Consider the following 18,640-nt stretch of genomic DNA (forward strand, 5'->3'; position numbering starts at 1 on the left):
GGCGGCAAGTGCAAGCGGTGGCCCCGACGGCAGAGCGGAGCAGGCCGGCAGGCGCAGTCGAGGGTAATCCGGGCGAAAAGGTTGATAGTTGTCAAATGCTCCCGCAGTGTCCCGCGGCGGTCAGTAGAAGCAAGGCCCGGCGAAAGCCAGCTCATAGAGGCAGCCCAGCGGAGGCAGCCCAGCGGAGGCAGCCCAGCGGAGGCAGCCCAGCGGAGGCAGCCCAGCGGAGGCAGCCCAGCGGAGGCAGCCCAGCGGAGGCAGCCCAGCGGAGGCAGGCTAGCGGAAGCCAGCCCGCGGAGGCAGCTCAACGGAGGCAGGCCGGCGGAACCCAGCCCGCGGAGGCAGCTCAGCGGGAGGCCAACCATCGGGACACAGACGAGCAGGGCGCAGAACCGGGGGAAGCAGACCGGGGAAGCGGACCCGGGCGGGCGCGATCGTGGCGCGGCCCGAACGGAGCGGGGGTCACTGGAAGGTGGGGATCTACCGGCTGAGCGGCTACGCCTCATCCTTTTGGGTGGCCGTTAGGTGGCCGAAGGGCTATGTTGGCTGCGGCGGCGGGGACCGCTCTGTCAAGGAGAACCTTGATGCAGGTTTCAGCTGTTTCCGTGCGGCGTTCGCAGCGTGCTGACGACACCACGAGGGGCGTCGAGCTCGTTCGGGCGCTGGCGGCCACTGTGGCCGACGATCCGGCGCGTGACGCGCTTCGGCGGCGGGCTATCGAGGCCTGGCTTCCGCTGGCCCAGCATATGGCGCGACGGTACTTCGGCCGGGGCGAGCCCAGTGACGACCTTGTGCAGGTGGCCCTGGTCGGGTTGATCAAGGCGATCGACAGGTATGACGCGGGCAACGGGGCCGACTTCACCGCGTTCGCGATTCCGACGATTCTCGGCGAGCTCAAGCGGCACTTCCGGGACAAGGCCTGGGCGATCCGTGTTCCGCGCCGGCTGCAGGAGTTGCGGATGTCGATCGCGGCCGCCAACAACGTGCTGAGTCATTCGCTCGGGCGTCCGCCGACGGTCGCGGACATCGCCTCGCACCTGCGGGTGAGCGAGGAGGACGTGCTCGAGGGGCTCGAGGGGGCCCGGGCCTACAGCGCGACGAGCCTGTCGACGCCGGTCGGTGAGGACGGCGGGCAGGAGCTCGGCGACACCCTCGGCGGCGTGGACAGCGAGTTGGAGCTGGCCGAGCTGCGAATCGCCCTCGGCCCGGCGATGGCCACGCTCAGCGAGCGGGAGCAGCGAATGCTGTCGCTGCGGTTCTACGGCAACCGGACGCAGAGCGAGATCGCCCGGGAGTTCGGTATCTCCCAGATGCACGTCTCGCGGCTGTTGTCGCAGGCGCTGGCCAAGCTCCGGACCCTGCTGAACGACGACGGCCGCTGACGGGGGCGCCGGGCGCCGAAAGAGCCGAGGGGCCGGGACAAAAGGCAGACCATGAGGTACGGACAGGTAGGAGCCTTGACATCTTGAAAAGGTCTAGAAACATTTAGGAAACGTTGGTGAGAGCGCTCTCCTAACGTCGGGTACATCCCCTCTGTTAGGAAGCAGGACGGCAGATGAACGTTGTCCCTCGACGGCGCCCGCGCGGTTTGCTCGCGGCCCTGGTGCTGACTGTCGTGGCCGCACTCGGAGTGGTCGGTGGCGGCTCCGCCGCCTCGGCCGCCATCACCGGGAACACCATCGCCGGCCCCGGCGGCAAGTGCGTGGACGTGAGTGGTGACGACACCGGGGTCAACGGCACCGCGGTGCAGCTGTGGGACTGTCAGACCAACAGCGTCGACCAGCACTGGAGCTGGAGCGGCACCGCGCTGACCACCATCGGCCGCTGCCTGGACGTGGCGAACGGCGGGACCGGCAGCGGCACGCCGCTCCAGCTCTGGGAGTGCAACGGCACCGGCGCGCAGCAGTGGGTCCAGCAGGCCACCGGCTCGCTCAGGAACCCGCAGTCCGGCCGCTGCGTGGACGCGCCGAACGGGGCCACCGCGAACGGGACCCGGCTGCAGATCTGGGACTGCAACGGCACCGCCGCGCAGGCCTTCACGGTCACGACCGGGACGACGCCGCCGACCGGCACGTGCCCGGCCTACTCCGACACCCCGGACTTCGGCCCGAACGTACACATCTATGACCGGTCGATGTCCGACGCCACCATCCAGTCCTCTTTGGACAGCGTGTTCAACGCGCAGAAGGACACGCTCTCAGCGCAGTTCGGCACCCGCCGCGACGCGCTGGTCTTCAAGCCGAGCAGCACGCCCTACAACGTCGGTGCCAACCTGGGCTTCAACACCTCGATCCTGGGCCTGGGGCAGAATCCCGATGACGTACGCGTCAACGGCGCCGTGACGGTCGACGCGTTCAACGCCAGTGACGCCGGCAACGCGACCCAGAACTTCTGGCGCTCGGCCGAGAACATGTCGATCAACTCGCTCGGTGGCGCCAACCGCTGGGCCGTCGCGCAGGCCGCACCGTTCCGGCGGATGCACGTGGTCGGTGGCCTCAACGCCTACCCGGCCAGCTACGGCTGGGCCAGCGGCGGCTACATCGCCGACTCCAAGATCGACGGCACTGTCGAGTCCGCCTCCCAGCAGCAGTGGTACTCGCGGGACAGCACGTACGGCGCGTGGAGCGGCTCCAACTGGAACATGGTGTTCTCGGGTGTGAACGGCGCCCCGGCCACCAACTTCAACACCGACCCGGCCGGCGGACCGCGTTACACGACCCTGGCCACCACTCCGGTGTCGCGCGACGTGCCCTACCTCTACCTCGACCCGGCCGGCAAGTACCGCGTCTTCCTGCCGTCGCTGCGCACCAACGCCGCCGGGCCGAGCTGGGCCGGCGGCAGCACCCCGGGTTCCTCGCTGCCGATGAGCAACTTCTACGTGGTGAAGCAGGGCGACTCGGCGGCGAACATCAACACGGCCCTCGCCAACGGCTGCAACCTGTTCTTCACCCCGGGCATCTACCACGTCGACCGGACCCTGCACGTGACCAAGGCCAACACCGTGGTCCTCGGCATCGGCTACCCGACCATCATCCCGGACAACGGGGTCAACGCGATGGACGTGGCCGATGTGGACGGCGTACGGCTCAAGGGTCTTCTCTTCGATGCCGGTACCACCAACAGTGACACCCTGCTCAAGGTCGGCCCCGCCAAGTCGGCGGTCTCGCACGCGGGCAACCCGACGACGGTGCAGGACGTGTTCTTCCGGATCGGCGGCATGGTCGCCGGCAAGGCCACCAACAGCCTGGTCGTCAACACCAACGACACGATCATCGACCACACCTGGGCGTGGCGTGCCGACCACGGCGCGGGGATCGGCTGGACGGTGAACACCGCCGACAACGGCCTCACCGTCAACGGTGACAACGTCCTCGCCACCGGCCTGTTCGTCGAGCACTACCAGAAGAACGAGGTCGTCTGGAACGGCGCCAACGGCCGAATCATCTTCTTCCAGAACGAGATGCCGTACGACCCGCCGAACCAGGCCGCCTGGATGAACGGCTCGACGCAGGGCTACCCGGCGATCAAGGTCGCGTCCGGGGTCACCTCGTTCGAGGCCTGGGGCCTGGGCAGCTACTGCTTCTTCAACGTCAACAACTCGGTGGCCTCGGCCCGCGCGTTCGAGGTGCCGGCGGTCGCCGGCGTGAAGTTCCACGACATGGCGATCGTGTCGCTCGGTGGGGTCGGCACGATCTCGCACGTCATCAACAACACCGGCGCCGCCGCGACGCCTAGCTACAACAACTCCTACCTGGTCAATTTCCCGTAGTGCCGGCGGGCGCCGGGTCCGAGCGATCGGGCCCGGCGAGCGCCACCGGCCACCCCGGACACGACCGGGGACTGAGCACCCGCCGGATTGCATCAAATCATTTTGATGTAACCTCCGGGCGTGGAATCCAGCGAGCCGGTGCCGCCGTTCCTGACCGCGGCCGGGCACCCGGTGCGGTGGCGGCTGCTCACCGAGCTCGCCCACAGCGACCTGGCCGTCCGCGAGCTCACCGCCCTGGTCGCCCAGCCGCAGAACCTCGTCTCCTACCACCTGGGCAAGCTACGCAAGGCCGGGCTGGTGGCAGCCCGGCGCAGCAGCGCCGACGGCCGGGACACCTATTACACACTTGATCTGCGCCGCTGCTCCGACCTGCTGACCGGCGCCGGGCACGCCCTGCATCCGGCGCTGCGCCTCCAACCACCCCCGCCGGCCGGGCTCACCGGTCCGCGCGCGCTTTTTCTGTGTACGGGCAACAGCGCCCGTTCCCAGATGGCCGAGGCCCTGTTCGCTCACCTCGGCGGTCCCGCGGTACGGGCGTACAGTGCCGGCAGCCGCCCCAAACCGATAAGCCCGCACGCCGTCGCGGTGCTGACCGCCCGCGGCCTCGATCTGCGCGCCGCGCGCGCCAAGCATCTCGACGAGTTCACCGGCGAGCACTTCGATCGCGTGATCACCCTGTGCGACCGGGTCAAGGAGAGCTGCCCGGAGTTCCCCGGCCATCCCCGCCCGACGCACTGGAGCCTGGCCGAACCGGCCGCCGAGCCGGCCGCGTTCGAGCGGCTGGCCGACGAGCTCACCGAACGCATCGGGTTCCTGCTGCACACCTTCCCGCGCCGACCGGTCGACGACGTCCAGGCCGCGGGGCGCTGACGTGGAACAGGTCGGCCTGGGAACGGTACTCAAGGAATGGGGCCGGATCGGCTGCATCGGTTTCGGTGGCCCGCCCGCGCACATCGCGCTGCTGCGCGAGCTCTGCGTCGACAACCGCGGCTGGCTGACCTCGCAGGAGTTCGAGGACGCCGTGGCCGCCTGCAACCTGCTGCCCGGCCCGGCCTCGACCCAGCTGGCCATCTTCTGCGCCTGGCGGGTCCGCGGGCGGGCCGGCGCGCTGGTCGGCGGGGCGGCGTTCATCGTTCCGGGCCTGATCGTCATCCTCGCCCTGGCCGCGCTGTTCCTGCGGGGCAGCCCGCCGGTGTGGGTGCGGGCGGCCGGGGCCGGGGCGGGCGCGGCCGTCGCGGCGGTCGCCGTGCATGCCGGGGTCAGCCTCCTGCCCGCTGCCTGGAAACGCGCCCAGCACCGCCTCCGGTGGATCGTCTACCTGCTGCTCGGCACCGCCGCGGCGGCCACCGTCGGCCCCTGGCTGGTGCTGCTGCTGCTCGCCTGCGGCGTGGCCGAGGTGCTCGCGCAGCGGGTGCCGGCGCCCGAGCCCCGACGCCGGCCCGCGTTGCCGCTGGCCGTCGCGGCCGGTGCCGGTGGCGGCGTGCTGCTCTCGCTCGCCTGGGTCGCGCTCAAGGTCGGCGCCCTCTCCTACGGCGGCGGATTCGTGATCATCCCGCTCATGCAGGCCGACGCCGTCGACCACTACCACTGGATGACCGGGCCGCAGTTCCTCAACGCGGTCGCCCTCGGCCAGATCACCCCGGGCCCGGTCGTGCAGACCGTCGCCGTCGTCGGCTACGCCGCGGCCGGGCTCGCCGGCGGGGTGCTCGCGTCCGCGCTCGCCTTCACCCCGTCCTTCACGTTCATCCTGCTCGGCGCGCCCCGGTTCGACCAACTGCGGGCGAACCGGCGAGTCCGCGCCTTCCTCGACGGCGCCGGCCCCGCCGCGATCGGCGCCATCCTGGGCTCCGCCGTACCGCTGGCCCGCGCCCTGGTCCAGCCGTGGCAGTTCGCCGTTCTCGCCGCTGCCGCCGGCCTGGTCCTTCTCGTCCGCCGCGGTCCCGTGCTCACCCTGCTCAGCGCCGCACTCGCCGGTGTCGTCATCGTCCTGGCCGGCGGCCCGCTCCCGCACTGACGCCGGACCAGGACCATCCGCCCAAGCCGCTACGATGGCGTCGTGTCGCTCGTCTCCTATACCTCTGCGTCGACCGACTCCCCACATTCTTCGGCAGAGAGCTCCGCCCGCAGGAGACTCAGATCGTTCGTACCCTACCTGGTCGCTTCCGTCTTTCTGATAATTTACAGCGCCTGGTCGATCAATAAGCACGAGCGACTACTGACAGCGGGCTACGACCTCGGGATCTTCGAGCAGGCGGTTCGTGGATATGCCCATCTCGGGGCGCCGATCTCGGCCATCAAAGGGCCGGGTTTCAATCTGTTCGGCGACCATTTCCATCCGATCCTCATCCTTGTCGCGCCTTTTTACCGAATCTTTCCGAGCCCGATTACGCTCCTCGTGGCGCAGGCCACCCTGATTGCCGCTTCGGCGATTCCCGTCACCAAGATCGCCATCAAATTCGGAGGCATCGTCGCCGGCCTCGGTGTCGGCCTCGCCTACGGCCTGTCCTGGGCCCTGCAATCCGCGATCGCCTTCGATTTCCACGAGGTCGCTTTCGCGGTCACCATGGTCTCCTTCAGTCTGGCCGCCATCATCGAGGAGCGATGGCGACGTGCGGCGATATGGGCGATCCCGCTGGTCTTCGTGAAAGAAGATCTGCCGGTGACGCTGGCGGCGATCGGGCTCGTGATCGTGCTGCGCGGGCAACGCCGCCTGGGAGCGGCGCTCATCGGCTTCGCGGCGGTCTCCGGGACAGCGATCGTAGGGCTCGTCGTCCCGGCCTTCAATCCCTATCATGCATACCCTTATTCGCTCAACCAATCGCCCAGCGACCAAGGCCCCATCGCCCGGTTCTTCACTCCTGCGACCAAGTGGACGACCTTCGCCTGGATTCTCATCCCGTCAGGCCTGCTCGCGCCTTTCTCGTCAATCTTCCTGGTCGCTGTACCCACATTGTTATGGCGTTTCTGGTCCACCAACCCGCCCTACTGGGGAATGTCCTACCAGTACAGCGCCATCCTGATGCCGATAGCCTTCATCGCCTCCCTTGAATCGATGTCCAGGCTGCGTTTCTTCCAACGCGACGTGCGACGTCGATGGGGTGTCTCATTGATCATGCTGGCGACAGCCGTGATCGGCACCTATCAGATCCCCGGAAAACTCCATGGGTTCACCGACGGCAAGAATTGGCACATCAGTCGCGAGGTGGCAGCGGAGAAGGCAATTCTCCGAAGCATCCCCGACGGATCGACAGTAGCGGCCGACAATCGCCTTGCCGCCCAGTTGACGTCGCGCTGCACCGTCTATTTCTTTCCGGGATATCCGGGCGACGGCACCGATCCCGAATGGGTGGTCTACAGCACGCTTTCGACAAGAGCATCGCCGACGACGCGTGGATAAACAGCAAGCTCGCCGACATCGCGGGTCGGTACCAGGTGGTCACCAGAAATCCGAGCGCTGTTCTGATGCGCCGCAGCCAGTCCTGAAGTAGGCGCCTCCCGCGCCCCGGTCGCCGGCCGAGCGTCTCGCCTGAGCCTCGACCACGTTGCCCGCCGGGGTGCGGCGGAGACGCGAGTCCGGCCGGCGGCCCCTCCCCCACTGACCGGGTGAAGTCGGGCCCCCTCATGGTCAGCTGGAGATGGCCAAGGTATTGCGCACCCGCTGATGCAGCCGGATCCGGCCGTCGGCGCCGCGGGCCTGTTCGAGGTGGTCACCGGCGATGGCCTTGACGGTGTCGTGGTCGGCGCTCGCGATGGCGTCCCACATCGCCCGCTGGCCGTGCGATCGGCTGAAGGCGTACCACTGGTCGACGTCGGTGAAAACCACCTCGATGTCGAAGTGGGTCGTCCGCACCTCGGTGTAGCCGGCCGCCGCGACCAGCTCCTCGACGCCGCTGTCGTGGCCGAACGGCCCGGTGGCGCCGGTGGTGCGCGCGTCGAGCATGCCGGCCGGGAGATACGGCTGGAAAACCGCGTCGACCGCTTCCCACACCTGATCACGGCCGGCGAAGGTGGAGATCGCCAGCCGCCCGCCCGGAGCGAGAAGGCGCCGCCAGGCGACCAGCGCGGCGAGCGGGTCAGGCAGGAAGAACACCACCAAAGAGGAGACCAGCAGGTCGTACGCGGCGGCCGGCAACGACGGCGCGGAGGCATCCTGGACCCGCACGTCGACGTTCGACAGACCGAGGCCGGCGACGTGGGCCGCGCACGCCTCGACCATGCGCGGCGACAGGTCGATGCCGGTCACGTGCCCGCCGGGGCCCACCGCACGCGCCAGCGCGGCCGTGGCGGCTCCCCGCCCGCAGCCCACGTCGAGGGCCCGCGCACCGCCGCCCGGCGACGCGAGGCGCACCAGCTGCTCGGCGATCGGCGTGAACCACGGCACGCCCACGTTGTCGTACACGTCGGCGACCCGGTCGAAGACCGCCGCCACCCGCGCGCTCCTGCTCACCTGACCGGTCGGCTCCATAGGGTCAAGTCTCATCCGCGCGGACCGCGGCAGCCAGAGCCGTTCCGGCAGTGCTCGGGGCCGGTCCGGCGATGACCGCGAGGGCGGTGAGGTAACGATCGGAGACGAAGACCTGGGTGATCCGGCCGAGTTTGTAGCCGAGCGGCCGTTTGCGCCAGGTGGCGTCCGGGCAAACCAGGCGCAGCCACAGCCACCCCTCGGCGACCTCGTCGACGACACCGATCCACACCCTCTGCGACCTGAACCGCCTCTCCTGCCCGATGGCGAGCAACGGCGCGATCCCGCTCAGACCCCGGAGCAGACCCGCCGTCGTGTCCAGGTCAAGGCCCGCCGGCGCGGTCGGTGGCCACTCGGGCCGGGTCCGGGCGAAACGCCCCTCGAACGAGCGGTCCTTCCTGACCTTCACCACATCCCGGACGCGGACGGCGACCCAACCCTCGAAAAAGCCGCCATCACCGGTACGCGCGATCAAGGCCCACTTGGAACCCACCGCGACGACGAAGCCGCCGCCCCGGCCCCCGCACCGCTGCCGCCGACGCCGGTGACCGTGTAGCCGTCGACCCGGTCAGCACTGCGCGGAGACCGCTCGATTCGCACCAGAGTCCGGGACCCGGCCGCCCGACGGAGCCGGCCGGCCCGGCGCACCCCCGATGCCGTCACGCCGCAGATCCTCGCACAGCGCCGCGCTTCTCCCGCTCGAAACAGGTGGGTCGGCGGGCCTGTCCTCCTGCACGATTGTCCGGTGGATGATCAGCAGAGCAGCCCGATAGCCGTCCATGTCGGTGACGTCGGCGTCCTGGTGGGCCTTGCCCGGCCGATCGCGATCACGGATTACCAGCACCATGCCGAGCTCTCGGAGCACTTCGAGCAGGCCGACGACCACGACGGACCAGCCGGCTATGTCTTTGTGGCGGTCGAACAGGGACTCGAGTGGCCCCGCTTGGCGTCGTAGCTGGGTGGATGAGGCGGACTTCGGCTTCTGGGGATGGTGCCGGCACGGGGAGGTGGTGCTCATGTCCGCGGAGTTGGAACTGGCCGCGTGGACCGTCGACGGGGAGAAGTTGTGGACGACGTTCGTCGAGCCCCCGTGGTCGTACGACATTGATGCCGGCCGGGTGCGAGTCGACGTGATGGGATCGGTCCGCAGTTTCGATCTTCGCCGAGGCCCCTGATCGGGTCGCGCGGCGTTCAGCGCGCCGCCGGACTCAATCGCCGTCCTGGTCGGTGCCGTTGAACAGGTCGACGAGTCCGTGCGGTGCACCGGCGCCGAAGATCAGGTCGATGGTCTCGCGCGCGGCGACCGCTTCGGCCTCGCTGCGGGCGAACATCACCTCCTCGTACGCGTGGAAGGCGGCCTCGGGGTCGCCGGGGTGGGCGGCGATCGCCTCGCCGAGCTCAGCTCCGTCGAGCATGGCGATGTTGGCGCCCTCGCCGCCGGGGAGGGTCACGTGCGCGGCGTCGCCGAGCAGTGTCACGCCGGGCGTCCTGGCCCATCGGTGGCGGTCGGGGAGCCGGTGGATGCTGCGCCGGACCGGCGTCGTGTCGGCGTCGGTGAGCAGGGCGGTCAGGGCCGGCGCCCATCCCTCGAACTCCGCGGCGATCCGTGTCTTCGTGGCGTCGGCGTCGGCGAAATCGATGTCCGCGAACCACTCGACCGGCCGGCTGAGCACGACGTAGGTGTGGATGACGTTGCCTGCCTCACGGTGGGCGAGGAATCCCTTGCCGGGAACCAGCGCGTACATCGCGCCGTCGCCGACGGCCTTGGCCGCGTCGGGGTGGCGGTCGTCGACATCGTGCAGGTAGGTGTCGATGTAGCTCATGCCGGCGTAGGTCGGCTTCTCGTCCGACAGCAACGTTCTTACTCGCGACCAGGTCCCCTCGGCACCCACCAGGATCTCGCTGACGACTGTCGAGCCGTCCGCGAAGGTGAGCTCGTGCCGGCCGGCGTCGAGGGGGATCGCCGCGACGAGCTTCTTGCCCCACTTCACGGTGCCGGCCGGCAGTGACTCGAGCAGGATGCGCCGGATGTCGCCGCGCAGTGCTTCCGGCCGGGCCATGGACCCGTCGTCGGGGACCTCGGCGAGCACCGTGCCGTGCCGGTCGAGGACTCGCTGCGCGCCACCGCCCGGGTGGATGATCGCGCGATGTTCCTCGGTGAGCCCGGCGAGCGCGAGTGCGCGCTGACCGTTGTGCTCGTGCAGGTCGAGCTGGCCGCCCTGAGTGCGGGCCCGGGCCGATTCGTCGGCGTCGTAGACGGTGACCGGCACGTCGTGCAGGTGCAGGACGCGGGCGAGGGTCAGGCCGCCTAGGCCGGCGCCGACGATCGTCACGGGTGAAGTCATGTCGATCCTCTCGAAGGAAGTTTGGACCGCTGGTCCAATTTCAAGATTGGACCAGCGGTCCAACTATGTCAAGATGATCGGTATGACCCCTCCCACGCCGCGAAACGCCAGGCGCAGTGACGCGCTGTCCCGGGGCCGCATCGTCGAGGCGGCCATCGAGGTGCTCGACGCGACGGGAGAGGCGGGCCTGACGGTCCGCTCGCTGACGGCTCACCTGTCGACCGGCCGCGGCGCGATCTATCACCACGTCGCCAACAAGGAGGGCCTGCTCGCCTCGGCCGCCGACGACATCGTGGGCCGGGTGACCGCGGGAGCCGGCGACGACGAAGACCCCGAACAGTCCATCCGGCTTCTCGCGCTCGGGATCTTCGACGCGATCGACGCCCACCCGTGGGTCGGGACCCAGCTCTCCCGCGAGCCAGGACAACCCGCCGTCTTCCGGATCTGGAAGAGCATCGGGTCGCAGCTGCAGCGTCTCGGCGTGCCCGGACCGGCTCGGGCGGACGCCGGCTCAGCGCTGGTCAACTACATTCTCGGCGCGACAGCGCAATACGCCGCCGGCCCCCGGCGCGTGACCAGCGACCCGGATCGCAAGGCCTACCTCGACGATCTGGCGGCCCGGTGGGCGCAGCACGACCCGGACCCGATCGTGCAGGACGCGGCCTCGCACTTGCCCGAACATGACGACCGCGCCCAGTTCCTCGCCGGCGTCGACATCTTCCTGACCGGCATCACCGCCCGCGGATAAGCGGCGGCGGCCCAGCAGCCCGGCGTGGCAGGGTGCTCGGCCCTTGTTGGAGCATGGCGGGCGTGGATGTCTTCGAGGCGCGTTGCCACCTGGACTGGTGGGCGAACTCCGCCACCCGCCTTGCTTCCGTCGCGGTCTTGGTAGTCATCACGCCCATCGAGGCGGGCTGGGCCGGGGCCGGGCACCTGTCGGGGGCCGACGACGACATACGTGAAGGATTTGCGTTCCTGTGCGAACTGGATCCGGTCTTCACTCTCGGATTCGACGACGGGAGCGAGTGCGCCGTAACCGTGCATCGCGGTGAGGGCGACAACTTCTCGCTGACGGAGTATGTAGGGCCGCCGACTCGGCCGGTCGAATACGAGACACAGACTCGGTGACCTGACGAAGCCCTGTTCCGCGCATCCCCGGGAAGGTCGATCGCCTCCTTCGCGGCCTCGTTGGTCGGCTGTGATCTGACCGATCAGACGATCTTCTGGAAGTGCTTGCCGGATCTAGCGTCGCCGGGGTTGTCAACAGATCGAAACGGGACCCATGAACCAGAAGCTCCAGACCCGCGCCATCGAGCAGGTCGCGCACATGCTCCAGCCGGGTGAGGTGGCGATCCTCGCCACCCGCGCCATGGTCGGCACATTCGACTCCGGTCGATTCGGCGCGGTCGCGCGGGAGGGGCTGCTGAACGCCGGCGTCGGATCGGTCGCGACCCGGCGACTGCTGCAGGCGAAGAAGCAGTTCATCATCGTGACGAATCGCCGCCTGATCTTCATCCCGCAGGGCTTCCTCGGCCGCCCCGGCAAGGAGATCCTCAGCGATGTCCCCCGCGAGATCGTGTCCTTGGCCGAGTTCAAGACCGGCGTCGTGAGCTTGGTCCGCATTGCTTTCGGCACGCAGGGCGAGGGCCTGGCGCTGACGTTCCCGCGGGTCGACAAGAAGAACGCCGAGGCTCTGGCCCAGGCCCTGCAGCAGGCCCCGGTCGCCTGACGAACGGGCGCCGAGCCACCTACACCCACCTGCGGCAGGTCATGACGGCCAGCTCGCGGTCAGGCCGTTCTCGATGAGCCGGGCAGCGCGGTTGACCTCGGCGGTGACCTGGTCGCGCAGTTTCGCGGGATCCGAGGTGGCAGCCAGGTGCCGGCGCAGGCTTTGGAACTGGACCCGCCAGAGGCCGAGCAGCGCCGTGGCGGCGATCTGCGGTTCGGGGTCGCCGGGGCTCAGACCGACCCGCTCGGCGAGCAGTTCCGCCGCCACCGCGACGAAGCGGTCCATCGTGTCGCTCTGGTAGGCGCGCAGCGACGGGGTGGCGTCGATCAACTCGCCGAAGCGCCGGTAGTCGGCGATCGCCGAGTCCCGGTCCCCGCTTGCGGCCAGGCCGGCGGTCATGGCGGCGAGTTCGGCGTCGAGGATGCGCAGCGCCGCCCGCACCGGCGGCACCGCGGCATCGGCAAGGCCGGTGCGCAGGGCCGACATGGTGGACTCGAACTGATCCAGGACCAGGGATTCCTTGGTCGGGAAGTAGTTGAAGACCGTCTTCTCCGAGACGCCGCAGGCGTCCGCGACGTCGGTCACCCGGAACGCGTCGAAACCGTGCCGCAGGAACAGGCGCGCCGCGGTGTCGGACAGCTGGCGGCGCATCGCACGTTTCTTACGCTCCCGGAGCCCTTCGGTCATCGGCCAAGCGTAGTACAGTGCCAGAAATTTTACTGCTACAGTAAATTTATAGCGGCAGTAAATATGGAGGCCTGATGAGTGAGTTCCGCATCGTCTGTGACTACCCGTACCCGATCGAGCAGGTCTGGCGAGTGCTGACCGAACCCGGACTCGTCGCCCAGTGGACCGTCACCGGGCAGGGCGGGCGCCCCGAAGGCTTCGAACCCGTCGCCGGCACGCACTTCCGGCTGATCGCGAAGCCGGTCATGGGCTGGCGCGGGATCGTCGACTGCGAGGTTCTCGAGGTAGCCGAGCCTCGCCTGCTGCGCTACACGTGGGTCGGGGACGAGGGTGCCGCGCCCAGCTTCGTGGCGTACCGGCTCGAGGAGTCGCCGACCGGCACCCGGTTCACCTGGGAGCACACCGGCTTCGCCGGCGTCGGCGGATTCTTCATGGCGAAGCTGCTGAGTTCGGTACGGCGGAAGATGTTGACGGTCGCCGTTCCGGCCGTCCTCGAGCAGACCTATCGACGACCAGCAACGAGTTCGTGACGAAGCCCGGCCACCGCCGCCGAGTCGGTCACGACGGCAACCTGCTCGGGACCGCGGCGTCCGGCACCTCGGCGGGGTGGCGGGTATCCGGGTGCAGCCAGTCGTAGATGTGGCCGTACACGGGTGCGTCGGGTAGGTGCCCGCCGTCGTAGACGTGGCCTCGCGCGGTGGGTAGGTGCGCGAGCAGCCAGTCGGCGTGTTCCGGCGAGACGTTGGCGTCGCGGGTTCCTCGCCAGATGCCGACCGGCACGGTGATCGTCTCCGGGGCGAATTGCCACGGCCGGCCGAAGGCGAGGCTGTCGTCGAGCCAGCCGTCCGTTCCGTCGACGAACGTGGCCCGGAGCCGTGCCATCGCATCCGGATCGGTACGGGCGGCGGGTCCCGGTCCCGCCGGGACCTCAGGGCCACCGGCGTCGATCAGTGCCATGATCTCCGCCGCCCGCGCGGCGAGCCGCGATCGCAGTGCGGTCTCGTCCGAGTGCGCCGCACCGGGATCGGCGGGTTTGATGCCGGACAGCACCGCGCATCGGGTGACCCGGTCGGCGAGTAGAGCCGCGCACGCAAGCGCATGCGGTCCACCGCCGGAGCCACCGAAAACACCGAACCGCTGCCAGCCGTACGCGTCGGCGAGGGCACGCGCGTCCTCGGCGGCGTCGGCCACCGAGCGCCCGGGCTGCCGGGTCGAGCCGCCGTAGCCGGGCCGGTCGTACACCAGCAGTCGTAGCCTGCTGCGCTCCATCGCCTCGACGACGTGGGGCAGCTTCCATCGGCTGCTCGGGGATCCGCCGTGCGAGATGACCGGGAACCCGTCCGCCGGACCGTACAGGCAGTACCTCAGGACCCGGGCGTCGCCGCGGGTCAGCTCGAACGTCACCGGCAGGCTCATGACTGCCATCCAAGCAGACCAACCAACTCCGCCATCTCGTCCAGGGTGGACTTCCATCCCTCGCACTTCGGCACCGCCCGTCCTCTGGCGGATGCGTTGATCAGTTCAAGCGCTGCTGAGCGAAGGCGGTGATGGCGTCGCGGTAGTACTGCGCCAGGGCCGGGTCCTGGACGTCGTAGCGGGCGCGGTACTGCGGGTCGCTCAGGTACATCTCCCCCAGGCCGGCGTAGCTCGCCGTGTCCGGGCTCCAATGCCGGGCGACAGCGCGGTGATGCTCCGCGATGACGTCGAGCGCCTCCGGAGCCTCCGGTGCCACGCCGGAGCGCAGAAGCTGAAGATCCAAGTGCTTGATGGTGCGCGCGACGGTGGCGGCCAGGCGGGCCAGGCGCTGCTGTTCAGTACGCAGCCATTCCTGGTGCACCCGCAGGGCCTCCACCCGGTCACGGTGCAGCATTTGTGGCTGCTCGTAAAAGCGGTAGCCGTTGGCGCCGAGATAGGCCGGCGTCAACAGGCCGATCGCGTCGTAGTGCCGCAGCGTGCGGGAAGTGACCCCCGCCATCTGCGCCACCTCGGTGATCGACCAGGCCACTGCCACAGTCCCCCGCATTCACCGGCCGGACCCGCTCCGGCCTACCTCCGAGGCTGGACCTTGACGCACCGGCAAAGTCAACACCATCACTGCGGGTCGGCATGGTCATCGATGATCGATCAGCGAGCCGGTGTGCCGCTCCACCGTCGCGCTCCGGCCGGTCAGCTCCTACTCGAAGTCGGGCGCCGCCCGCCGCCGTGGAACGTGGTGGAATGCCTCATGGAACTCACCTACGACGAAGAAGCGAATGCTGCGTACCTCGCGCTCGAGGACATCGCCGACGAGGCTGCCGTCGAGAACGTCGTCGTTGAGCGTCCGGCCGGCGACATCGTCCTCGACTTCGATGCCGACGGACGTCTACTCGGGGTGGAAGTCATCGGCGCGATCGAACTCCTTCGTCAAACGGCCCTTGATGCCGCAGAACGGCTCTGACCGCACGGCCGTTGTGAAGGCTCGCGGTCAACTCGCCGATCTTGGTAGCGTCCGGCCGTGACTGATGATCGGTTGGTCGTTCACCGATTCGAGCCGTACGCCGACCATCTGGCCTTCGTCGTCTCGGACGGAAAGTTGACCGTAACTGGCGCAACAGAACTCCCCGACGAGGTAGAACCATTGCCGCTACCGCCAGGGCGATACCGCGTCCGGGTCGTCTACATGCCAACACCCCGACGACCGAAGAAGTACGACCCGGAAGACGAAGGAGACCACATCGAGTATCACTTCTCGATGTGGCCGGTGAGCCAAGAGGCAGGCGTCCGCGTCATCAAACAGGGCCCGTCACCGTGGGCATACTGACCCGCCGCGAGCGTCGCGGAACCTGGCCCCGATGCCAATGCGGCTCGCCGACCTCCACCCCGGTGCGAGCCTGAACGCGACACCGAGCCCGCTTGCATGCAGAAGCGGGCTTGGCACAGGACACACTCAGAACGGCAAACCGTTACCGGCTCAGGAGCGGGTGGGCGCCGACGGCTTCGGGTCGGTCCACCCGATCGGCAGGAAGGTTTCGTTGCCCGACTTGACCGCATTTCCGCGGGGCCGTCGAGACGCAGCCCGCTCCTCGTTGCTCAAGTAGACGCAGTCGAAGCTGACCTTCCCAGCATGGCGGTTCGCCAGATTCATGCCTTATCTGCGGTAGATGAGGATGCCTGCGTTCCGATTCAGTGCAACCGCAGTACCGTGCCTACGGGCGCCTTTCCCCAGACGAGGGTCCACGCGGTTGAGGAGGTCAGATGCGGCAAGCGCAACGGCTCAAAAGTGTCCGGTACGACATCCGGGGCCCAGTGCTGCGGCGCGCACAGGAATTGGAGGCCGCCGGCCACCGGATCCTCAAGCTGAACCTGGGCAATCCGGCGCCCTGGGGGCTGGCCACGCCCGCGCCGATCGTCGCCGACGTGGTGCACAACATCGTCGAGGCGCAGGGGTACAGCGACGCCCGGGGCATCTACTCGGCGCGGGTCGCCGTTGCCCAGCGCTACCAGAACCTCGGCGTGACCAGCGTGCAGCCAGACGACGTACTGCTCGGCAATGGGGTCTCTGAGCTGATCGTGATGGTGTTGCAGGCGCTGCTCGACTCCGGCGACGAGGTGCTGGTGCCCAGCCCCGACTACCCGCTCTGGACCGGCGCGGTGAACCTGTGCGGCGGGCAGGCGGTGCATTACCGCTGTGACGAGAGCGCGGGCTGGCAGCCGGACCTGGAGCACATGGCCTCCCGGATCACCGAACGCACCCGCGCCCTCGTGGTGATCAATCCGAACAACCCGACCGGCGCGGTGTATTCGGAACAGACCCTGCTCGGCATGATTGAACTGGCCCGCCGGCACGACCTGCTGATCTTCGCGGACGAGATCTACGACAAGATCGTGTACGACGGCGCCACGCATCACCCGATCGCGGCGCTCGCCCCGGACGTGCCGGTGGTCAGCATGGGCGGCCTGTCGAAGGTCTATCGGGCGGCCGGCTTCCGCTCCGGCTGGCTCGCCACCAGCGGTTTCACCGGCTCGGACACGGATTACCTGGACGGGCTGCAGCTGCTGGCCAACCTCCGGATCTGCCCGAACGTGCCGGCCCAGCATGCAATCCAGACCGCGCTAGGCGGATACCAAAGCATCGACGAGCTGATCCGCCCCGGCGGCCGCCTGCTGGAACAGCGTGACCACGCGTGGCGCGAGCTCGTCTCGATCCCCGGCGTCGACTGCGTCAAGCCGGCCGGTGCGCTCTACCTTTTCGCCCGCCTCGACCCGGCCGTCCACAAGATCCACGACGACGAGAGGCTAGTGATTGACCTGCTGGAGCAACAGCATCTGCTGATCTCGCACGGCAGCGGCTTCAACATCGACACCCCGGATCATCTGCGCCTGGTCTTCTTGGCTCCGACCGACGTCCTCGACGATGCGGTCGGTCGCATCCGGACCTTCCTAGCCACCTATCGCCAGTAGGAGGGAAAGCCTCAAATACGCGCGGTGCGTATGCGATCAGCACGCATGCCGTACCGGCTGACCCGGCTGCGGCGAGCCGACGTCCACGCAATCATCTCGGCTACTTATCTACTGGTGGCACGACCGCTGCCCGGCCAGGCATGGTCGAGGTGACCGGCGGAGTCGCTCTCAATTCGGCTGCCAGAAGTGCGCATGCGCCCACCTGTTCGCGGCCACGGACAGTGACTGCCGCGCCTCCCGATGCGCGATGACTGCGGCAGATCGGTGCGTCCAGTCTCTTCTACGATGGTGCAGTGATCCGCCATGTCCTTGACGATTCGGGCGCGCTGAGTAACCGGGCGCGGGCATTTCTCGACGAACATTGCTGGCGATCGCCGAACTCACTTGTCGACCCGGGCCGGTGGTATGAGTGCACCGGAGTGGACGGTGACGTGGTCCCAGGGCCAGCTGGCGGCCTGGAACGTTTGACGTCTTTCGTCACTCGATTCGGCGGGATGACGTTCTGCCCTGAACGGCCAGGCTGCTACGGCACCCACCGGCATCCTTATGAGTTCGACAGCTCCGTCTCATCCGGGTGGGATGAACTCGAAGACGGTGACCACGTGGCCGTTGTCGGATCCAAGGAGGGCTACCCCCTCACACTAAGTTGGTCGACCGGGCGCCTCGGCGTGGTTGAGCCGGATTACTGGATTGCTGACAGCGCCATCAACCTGATCGAGTCCTGCGCCTTGGGGCAGAGCGTCTACACCGATGAAGCCTGGTCGGAAGCTGTTGAACTCGGGGGAAAGGGCGCCGGCTGGGGACTGGCTGTCGACTCAAATGCCTTTCGCAGCGCAGTAGGCGAGGCCGTTGAAGCATCGTGCGAGTGGAACCGGTGGTACCTCGGTGAGCACGTTGCGGTGCATGGCTGGCGCGTGACCTACGAAGCAAAGCGCAGCGAAGCTGTGATGGCGTGGTATCGCGACGAGGAGGGCCGCCGGCTAATCGAGGCTGTGGCCGGGCCACTGCGGCCGGCGGAGCAAACGCGCAAGACCCCAAGGTGAAGGTCCCGACTCCACCGCAAGCACATCCGCTGTTCGGCACGCCAGCACGCCGGTCCGCGTCGGTTGACGACCCGGGGGTGATGGCGGGCGGCCTGAGCGTGGACAGCGGCAGATGGGGACTCAGCCCAGTCGGAACGGAGGCATGTCCGCCGGTCAGATTGAGCC

General features: G+C 68.5%; 21 protein-coding genes. 15 read left to right on the top strand and 6 right to left on the bottom strand.

The features are described from left to right. Window positions 1-584 precede the first annotated feature (584 nt). From Afe05nite_RS41010 to Afe05nite_RS41030, 5 genes are all read left to right on the top strand, one after another. A complete protein-coding gene (locus Afe05nite_RS41010; RefSeq protein ID WP_203822752.1) occupies window positions 585-1,382 on the top strand; it encodes a SigB/SigF/SigG family RNA polymerase sigma factor in 798 nt (265 codons plus the stop codon). A gap of 173 nt (window positions 1,383-1,555) precedes the next feature. Next, entirely contained in the window at window positions 1,556-3,769 is a 2,214-nt protein-coding gene (locus Afe05nite_RS41015) for a pectate lyase-like domain-containing protein (protein ID WP_203822753.1), read from the top strand. Between the two features lie 120 nt (window positions 3,770-3,889). Then, a complete protein-coding gene (locus tag Afe05nite_RS41020; RefSeq protein ID WP_203822754.1) occupies window positions 3,890-4,639 on the top strand; it encodes an arsenate reductase/protein-tyrosine-phosphatase family protein in 750 nt (249 codons plus the stop codon). A gap of 1 nt (window position 4,640) precedes the next feature. Further along, a complete protein-coding gene (gene chrA / locus Afe05nite_RS41025; protein WP_203822755.1) occupies window positions 4,641-5,783 on the top strand; it encodes a chromate efflux transporter in 1,143 nt (380 codons plus the stop codon). A 42-nt stretch (window positions 5,784-5,825) separates the two neighbouring features. Continuing rightward, a complete protein-coding gene (locus tag Afe05nite_RS41030; protein WP_203822756.1) occupies window positions 5,826-7,166 on the top strand; it encodes a DUF2079 domain-containing protein in 1,341 nt (446 codons plus the stop codon). Window positions 7,167-7,394: 228 nt separating this feature from the next. Here the strand turns inward: Afe05nite_RS41030 and Afe05nite_RS41035 are convergent, their stop codons facing one another. Together Afe05nite_RS41035 and Afe05nite_RS41040 are read right to left on the bottom strand one after the other, a co-directional pair. Continuing rightward, window positions 7,395-8,249, bottom strand: a complete 855-nt coding sequence (locus tag Afe05nite_RS41035) for a class I SAM-dependent methyltransferase (protein ID WP_203822757.1) — start codon at window positions 8,247-8,249, stop codon at window positions 7,395-7,397. Further along, complete coding sequence (locus tag Afe05nite_RS41040; protein WP_203822758.1) at window positions 8,239-8,643, bottom strand: hypothetical protein; 405 nt, start codon at window positions 8,641-8,643, stop codon at window positions 8,239-8,241. The genes Afe05nite_RS41035 and Afe05nite_RS41040 overlap by 11 nt, the downstream gene beginning before the upstream one ends. Window positions 8,644-8,976: 333 nt before the next feature. On the opposite strand from Afe05nite_RS41040, the gene Afe05nite_RS41045 reads away from it, so the two are divergent. Continuing rightward, on the top strand, window positions 8,977-9,186 hold the full coding sequence (locus Afe05nite_RS41045; RefSeq protein ID WP_203822759.1) for a hypothetical protein: 210 nt from the start codon (window positions 8,977-8,979) through the stop codon (window positions 9,184-9,186). Window positions 9,187-9,247: 61 nt separating this feature from the next. After that, the gene (locus Afe05nite_RS41050; RefSeq protein ID WP_203822760.1) at window positions 9,248-9,406 is read left to right on the top strand and encodes a hypothetical protein; all 159 of its coding nucleotides are present in this window, start codon (window positions 9,248-9,250) and stop codon (window positions 9,404-9,406) included. Between the two features lie 33 nt (window positions 9,407-9,439). On the opposite strand, the gene Afe05nite_RS41055 is transcribed toward Afe05nite_RS41050, so the two are convergent. Then, entirely contained in the window at window positions 9,440-10,576 is a 1,137-nt protein-coding gene (locus Afe05nite_RS41055; protein ID WP_203822761.1) for an FAD-dependent oxidoreductase, read from the bottom strand. Window positions 10,577-10,658: 82 nt separating this feature from the next. Between Afe05nite_RS41055 and Afe05nite_RS41060 the strand changes: the two genes are divergently transcribed. From Afe05nite_RS41060 to Afe05nite_RS41070, 3 genes are all read left to right on the top strand, one after another. Then, entirely contained in the window at window positions 10,659-11,324 is a 666-nt protein-coding gene (locus tag Afe05nite_RS41060) for a TetR/AcrR family transcriptional regulator (RefSeq protein ID WP_203822762.1), read from the top strand. A gap of 62 nt (window positions 11,325-11,386) precedes the next feature. Beyond that, window positions 11,387-11,704, top strand: coding sequence for a hypothetical protein (locus Afe05nite_RS41065; RefSeq protein WP_203822763.1), 318 nt, complete (start codon window positions 11,387-11,389; stop codon window positions 11,702-11,704). A gap of 154 nt (window positions 11,705-11,858) precedes the next feature. Then, a complete protein-coding gene (locus Afe05nite_RS41070) occupies window positions 11,859-12,305 on the top strand; it encodes a PH domain-containing protein (RefSeq protein ID WP_203822764.1) in 447 nt (148 codons plus the stop codon). Window positions 12,306-12,344: 39 nt separating this feature from the next. Here the strand turns inward: Afe05nite_RS41070 and Afe05nite_RS41075 are convergent, their stop codons facing one another. Further along, window positions 12,345-12,992 (bottom strand): TetR family transcriptional regulator, encoded by a 648-nt coding sequence (locus Afe05nite_RS41075; protein ID WP_203822765.1) that lies wholly within the window; start codon window positions 12,990-12,992, stop codon window positions 12,345-12,347. Between the two features lie 74 nt (window positions 12,993-13,066). On the opposite strand from Afe05nite_RS41075, the gene Afe05nite_RS41080 reads away from it, so the two are divergent. Then, window positions 13,067-13,522: an SRPBCC family protein gene (locus Afe05nite_RS41080; protein ID WP_203822766.1), complete on the top strand. Its 456-nt coding sequence runs from the start codon at window positions 13,067-13,069 to the stop codon at window positions 13,520-13,522. Window positions 13,523-13,550: 28 nt separating this feature from the next. Here Afe05nite_RS41080 and Afe05nite_RS41085 read toward each other — a convergent pair whose 3' ends face one another. Both Afe05nite_RS41085 and Afe05nite_RS41090 read right to left on the bottom strand, forming a co-directional pair. Beyond that, window positions 13,551-14,417: an alpha/beta fold hydrolase gene (locus tag Afe05nite_RS41085; protein ID WP_239118596.1), complete on the bottom strand. Its 867-nt coding sequence runs from the start codon at window positions 14,415-14,417 to the stop codon at window positions 13,551-13,553. A 91-nt stretch (window positions 14,418-14,508) separates the two neighbouring features. Next, a complete protein-coding gene (locus Afe05nite_RS41090) occupies window positions 14,509-15,003 on the bottom strand; it encodes a MerR family transcriptional regulator (RefSeq protein WP_239118597.1) in 495 nt (164 codons plus the stop codon). 105 nt (window positions 15,004-15,108) lie between these two features. Here Afe05nite_RS41090 and Afe05nite_RS41095 point away from each other — a divergent pair, with 105 nt between their 5' ends. The 4 genes from Afe05nite_RS41095 (at window position 15,109) to Afe05nite_RS41110 (ending at window position 18,475) form a co-directional block, all read left to right on the top strand. Next, a complete protein-coding gene (locus Afe05nite_RS41095) occupies window positions 15,109-15,429 on the top strand; it encodes a DUF2283 domain-containing protein (protein WP_203822768.1) in 321 nt (106 codons plus the stop codon). Window positions 15,430-15,486: 57 nt separating this feature from the next. After that, window positions 15,487-15,792 (top strand): hypothetical protein, encoded by a 306-nt coding sequence (locus Afe05nite_RS41100; RefSeq protein ID WP_203822769.1) that lies wholly within the window; start codon window positions 15,487-15,489, stop codon window positions 15,790-15,792. A gap of 434 nt (window positions 15,793-16,226) precedes the next feature. After that, entirely contained in the window at window positions 16,227-17,432 is a 1,206-nt protein-coding gene (locus Afe05nite_RS41105; protein ID WP_203822770.1) for a pyridoxal phosphate-dependent aminotransferase, read from the top strand. Window positions 17,433-17,725: 293 nt separating this feature from the next. After that, window positions 17,726-18,475 carry a hypothetical protein gene (locus Afe05nite_RS41110; RefSeq protein WP_203822771.1) on the top strand — a complete coding sequence of 250 codons (750 nt, stop codon included), beginning with the start codon at window positions 17,726-17,728 and terminating at the stop codon, window positions 18,473-18,475. Window positions 18,476-18,640 lie beyond the last annotated feature (165 nt).

It is taken from the genome of Paractinoplanes ferrugineus, assembly GCF_016862195.1.
Lineage (GTDB): Bacteria > Actinomycetota > Actinomycetes > Mycobacteriales > Micromonosporaceae > Actinoplanes > Actinoplanes ferrugineus.

What these genes read in the sequence shown, in the direction of transcription:
- Afe05nite_RS41070 (WP_203822764.1), top strand. Translation starts at nt 11,859, where the DNA reads ATGAACCAGAAGCTCCAGACCCGCGCCATCGAGCAGGTCGCGCACATG.
- Afe05nite_RS41055 (WP_203822761.1), bottom strand. Translation starts at nt 10,576, where the DNA reads ATGACTTCACCCGTGACGATCGTCGGCGCCGGCCTAGGCGGCCTGACC.
- Afe05nite_RS41080 (WP_203822766.1), top strand. Translation starts at nt 13,067, where the DNA reads ATGAGTGAGTTCCGCATCGTCTGTGACTACCCGTACCCGATCGAGCAG.
- Afe05nite_RS41105 (WP_203822770.1), top strand. Translation starts at nt 16,227, where the DNA reads ATGCGGCAAGCGCAACGGCTCAAAAGTGTCCGGTACGACATCCGGGGC.
- Afe05nite_RS41085 (WP_239118596.1), bottom strand. Translation starts at nt 14,417, where the DNA reads ATGGCAGTCATGAGCCTGCCGGTGACGTTCGAGCTGACCCGCGGCGAC.
- Afe05nite_RS41035 (WP_203822757.1), bottom strand. Translation starts at nt 8,249, where the DNA reads ATGAGACTTGACCCTATGGAGCCGACCGGTCAGGTGAGCAGGAGCGCG.
- Afe05nite_RS41075 (WP_203822765.1), bottom strand. Translation starts at nt 12,992, where the DNA reads ATGACCGAAGGGCTCCGGGAGCGTAAGAAACGTGCGATGCGCCGCCAG.
- Afe05nite_RS41060 (WP_203822762.1), top strand. Translation starts at nt 10,659, where the DNA reads ATGACCCCTCCCACGCCGCGAAACGCCAGGCGCAGTGACGCGCTGTCC.
- Afe05nite_RS41050 (WP_203822760.1), top strand. Translation starts at nt 9,248, where the DNA reads ATGTCCGCGGAGTTGGAACTGGCCGCGTGGACCGTCGACGGGGAGAAG.
- Afe05nite_RS41095 (WP_203822768.1), top strand. Translation starts at nt 15,109, where the DNA reads ATGATCGATCAGCGAGCCGGTGTGCCGCTCCACCGTCGCGCTCCGGCC.
- Afe05nite_RS41010 (WP_203822752.1), top strand. Translation starts at nt 585, where the DNA reads ATGCAGGTTTCAGCTGTTTCCGTGCGGCGTTCGCAGCGTGCTGACGAC.
- Afe05nite_RS41015 (WP_203822753.1), top strand. Translation starts at nt 1,556, where the DNA reads ATGAACGTTGTCCCTCGACGGCGCCCGCGCGGTTTGCTCGCGGCCCTG.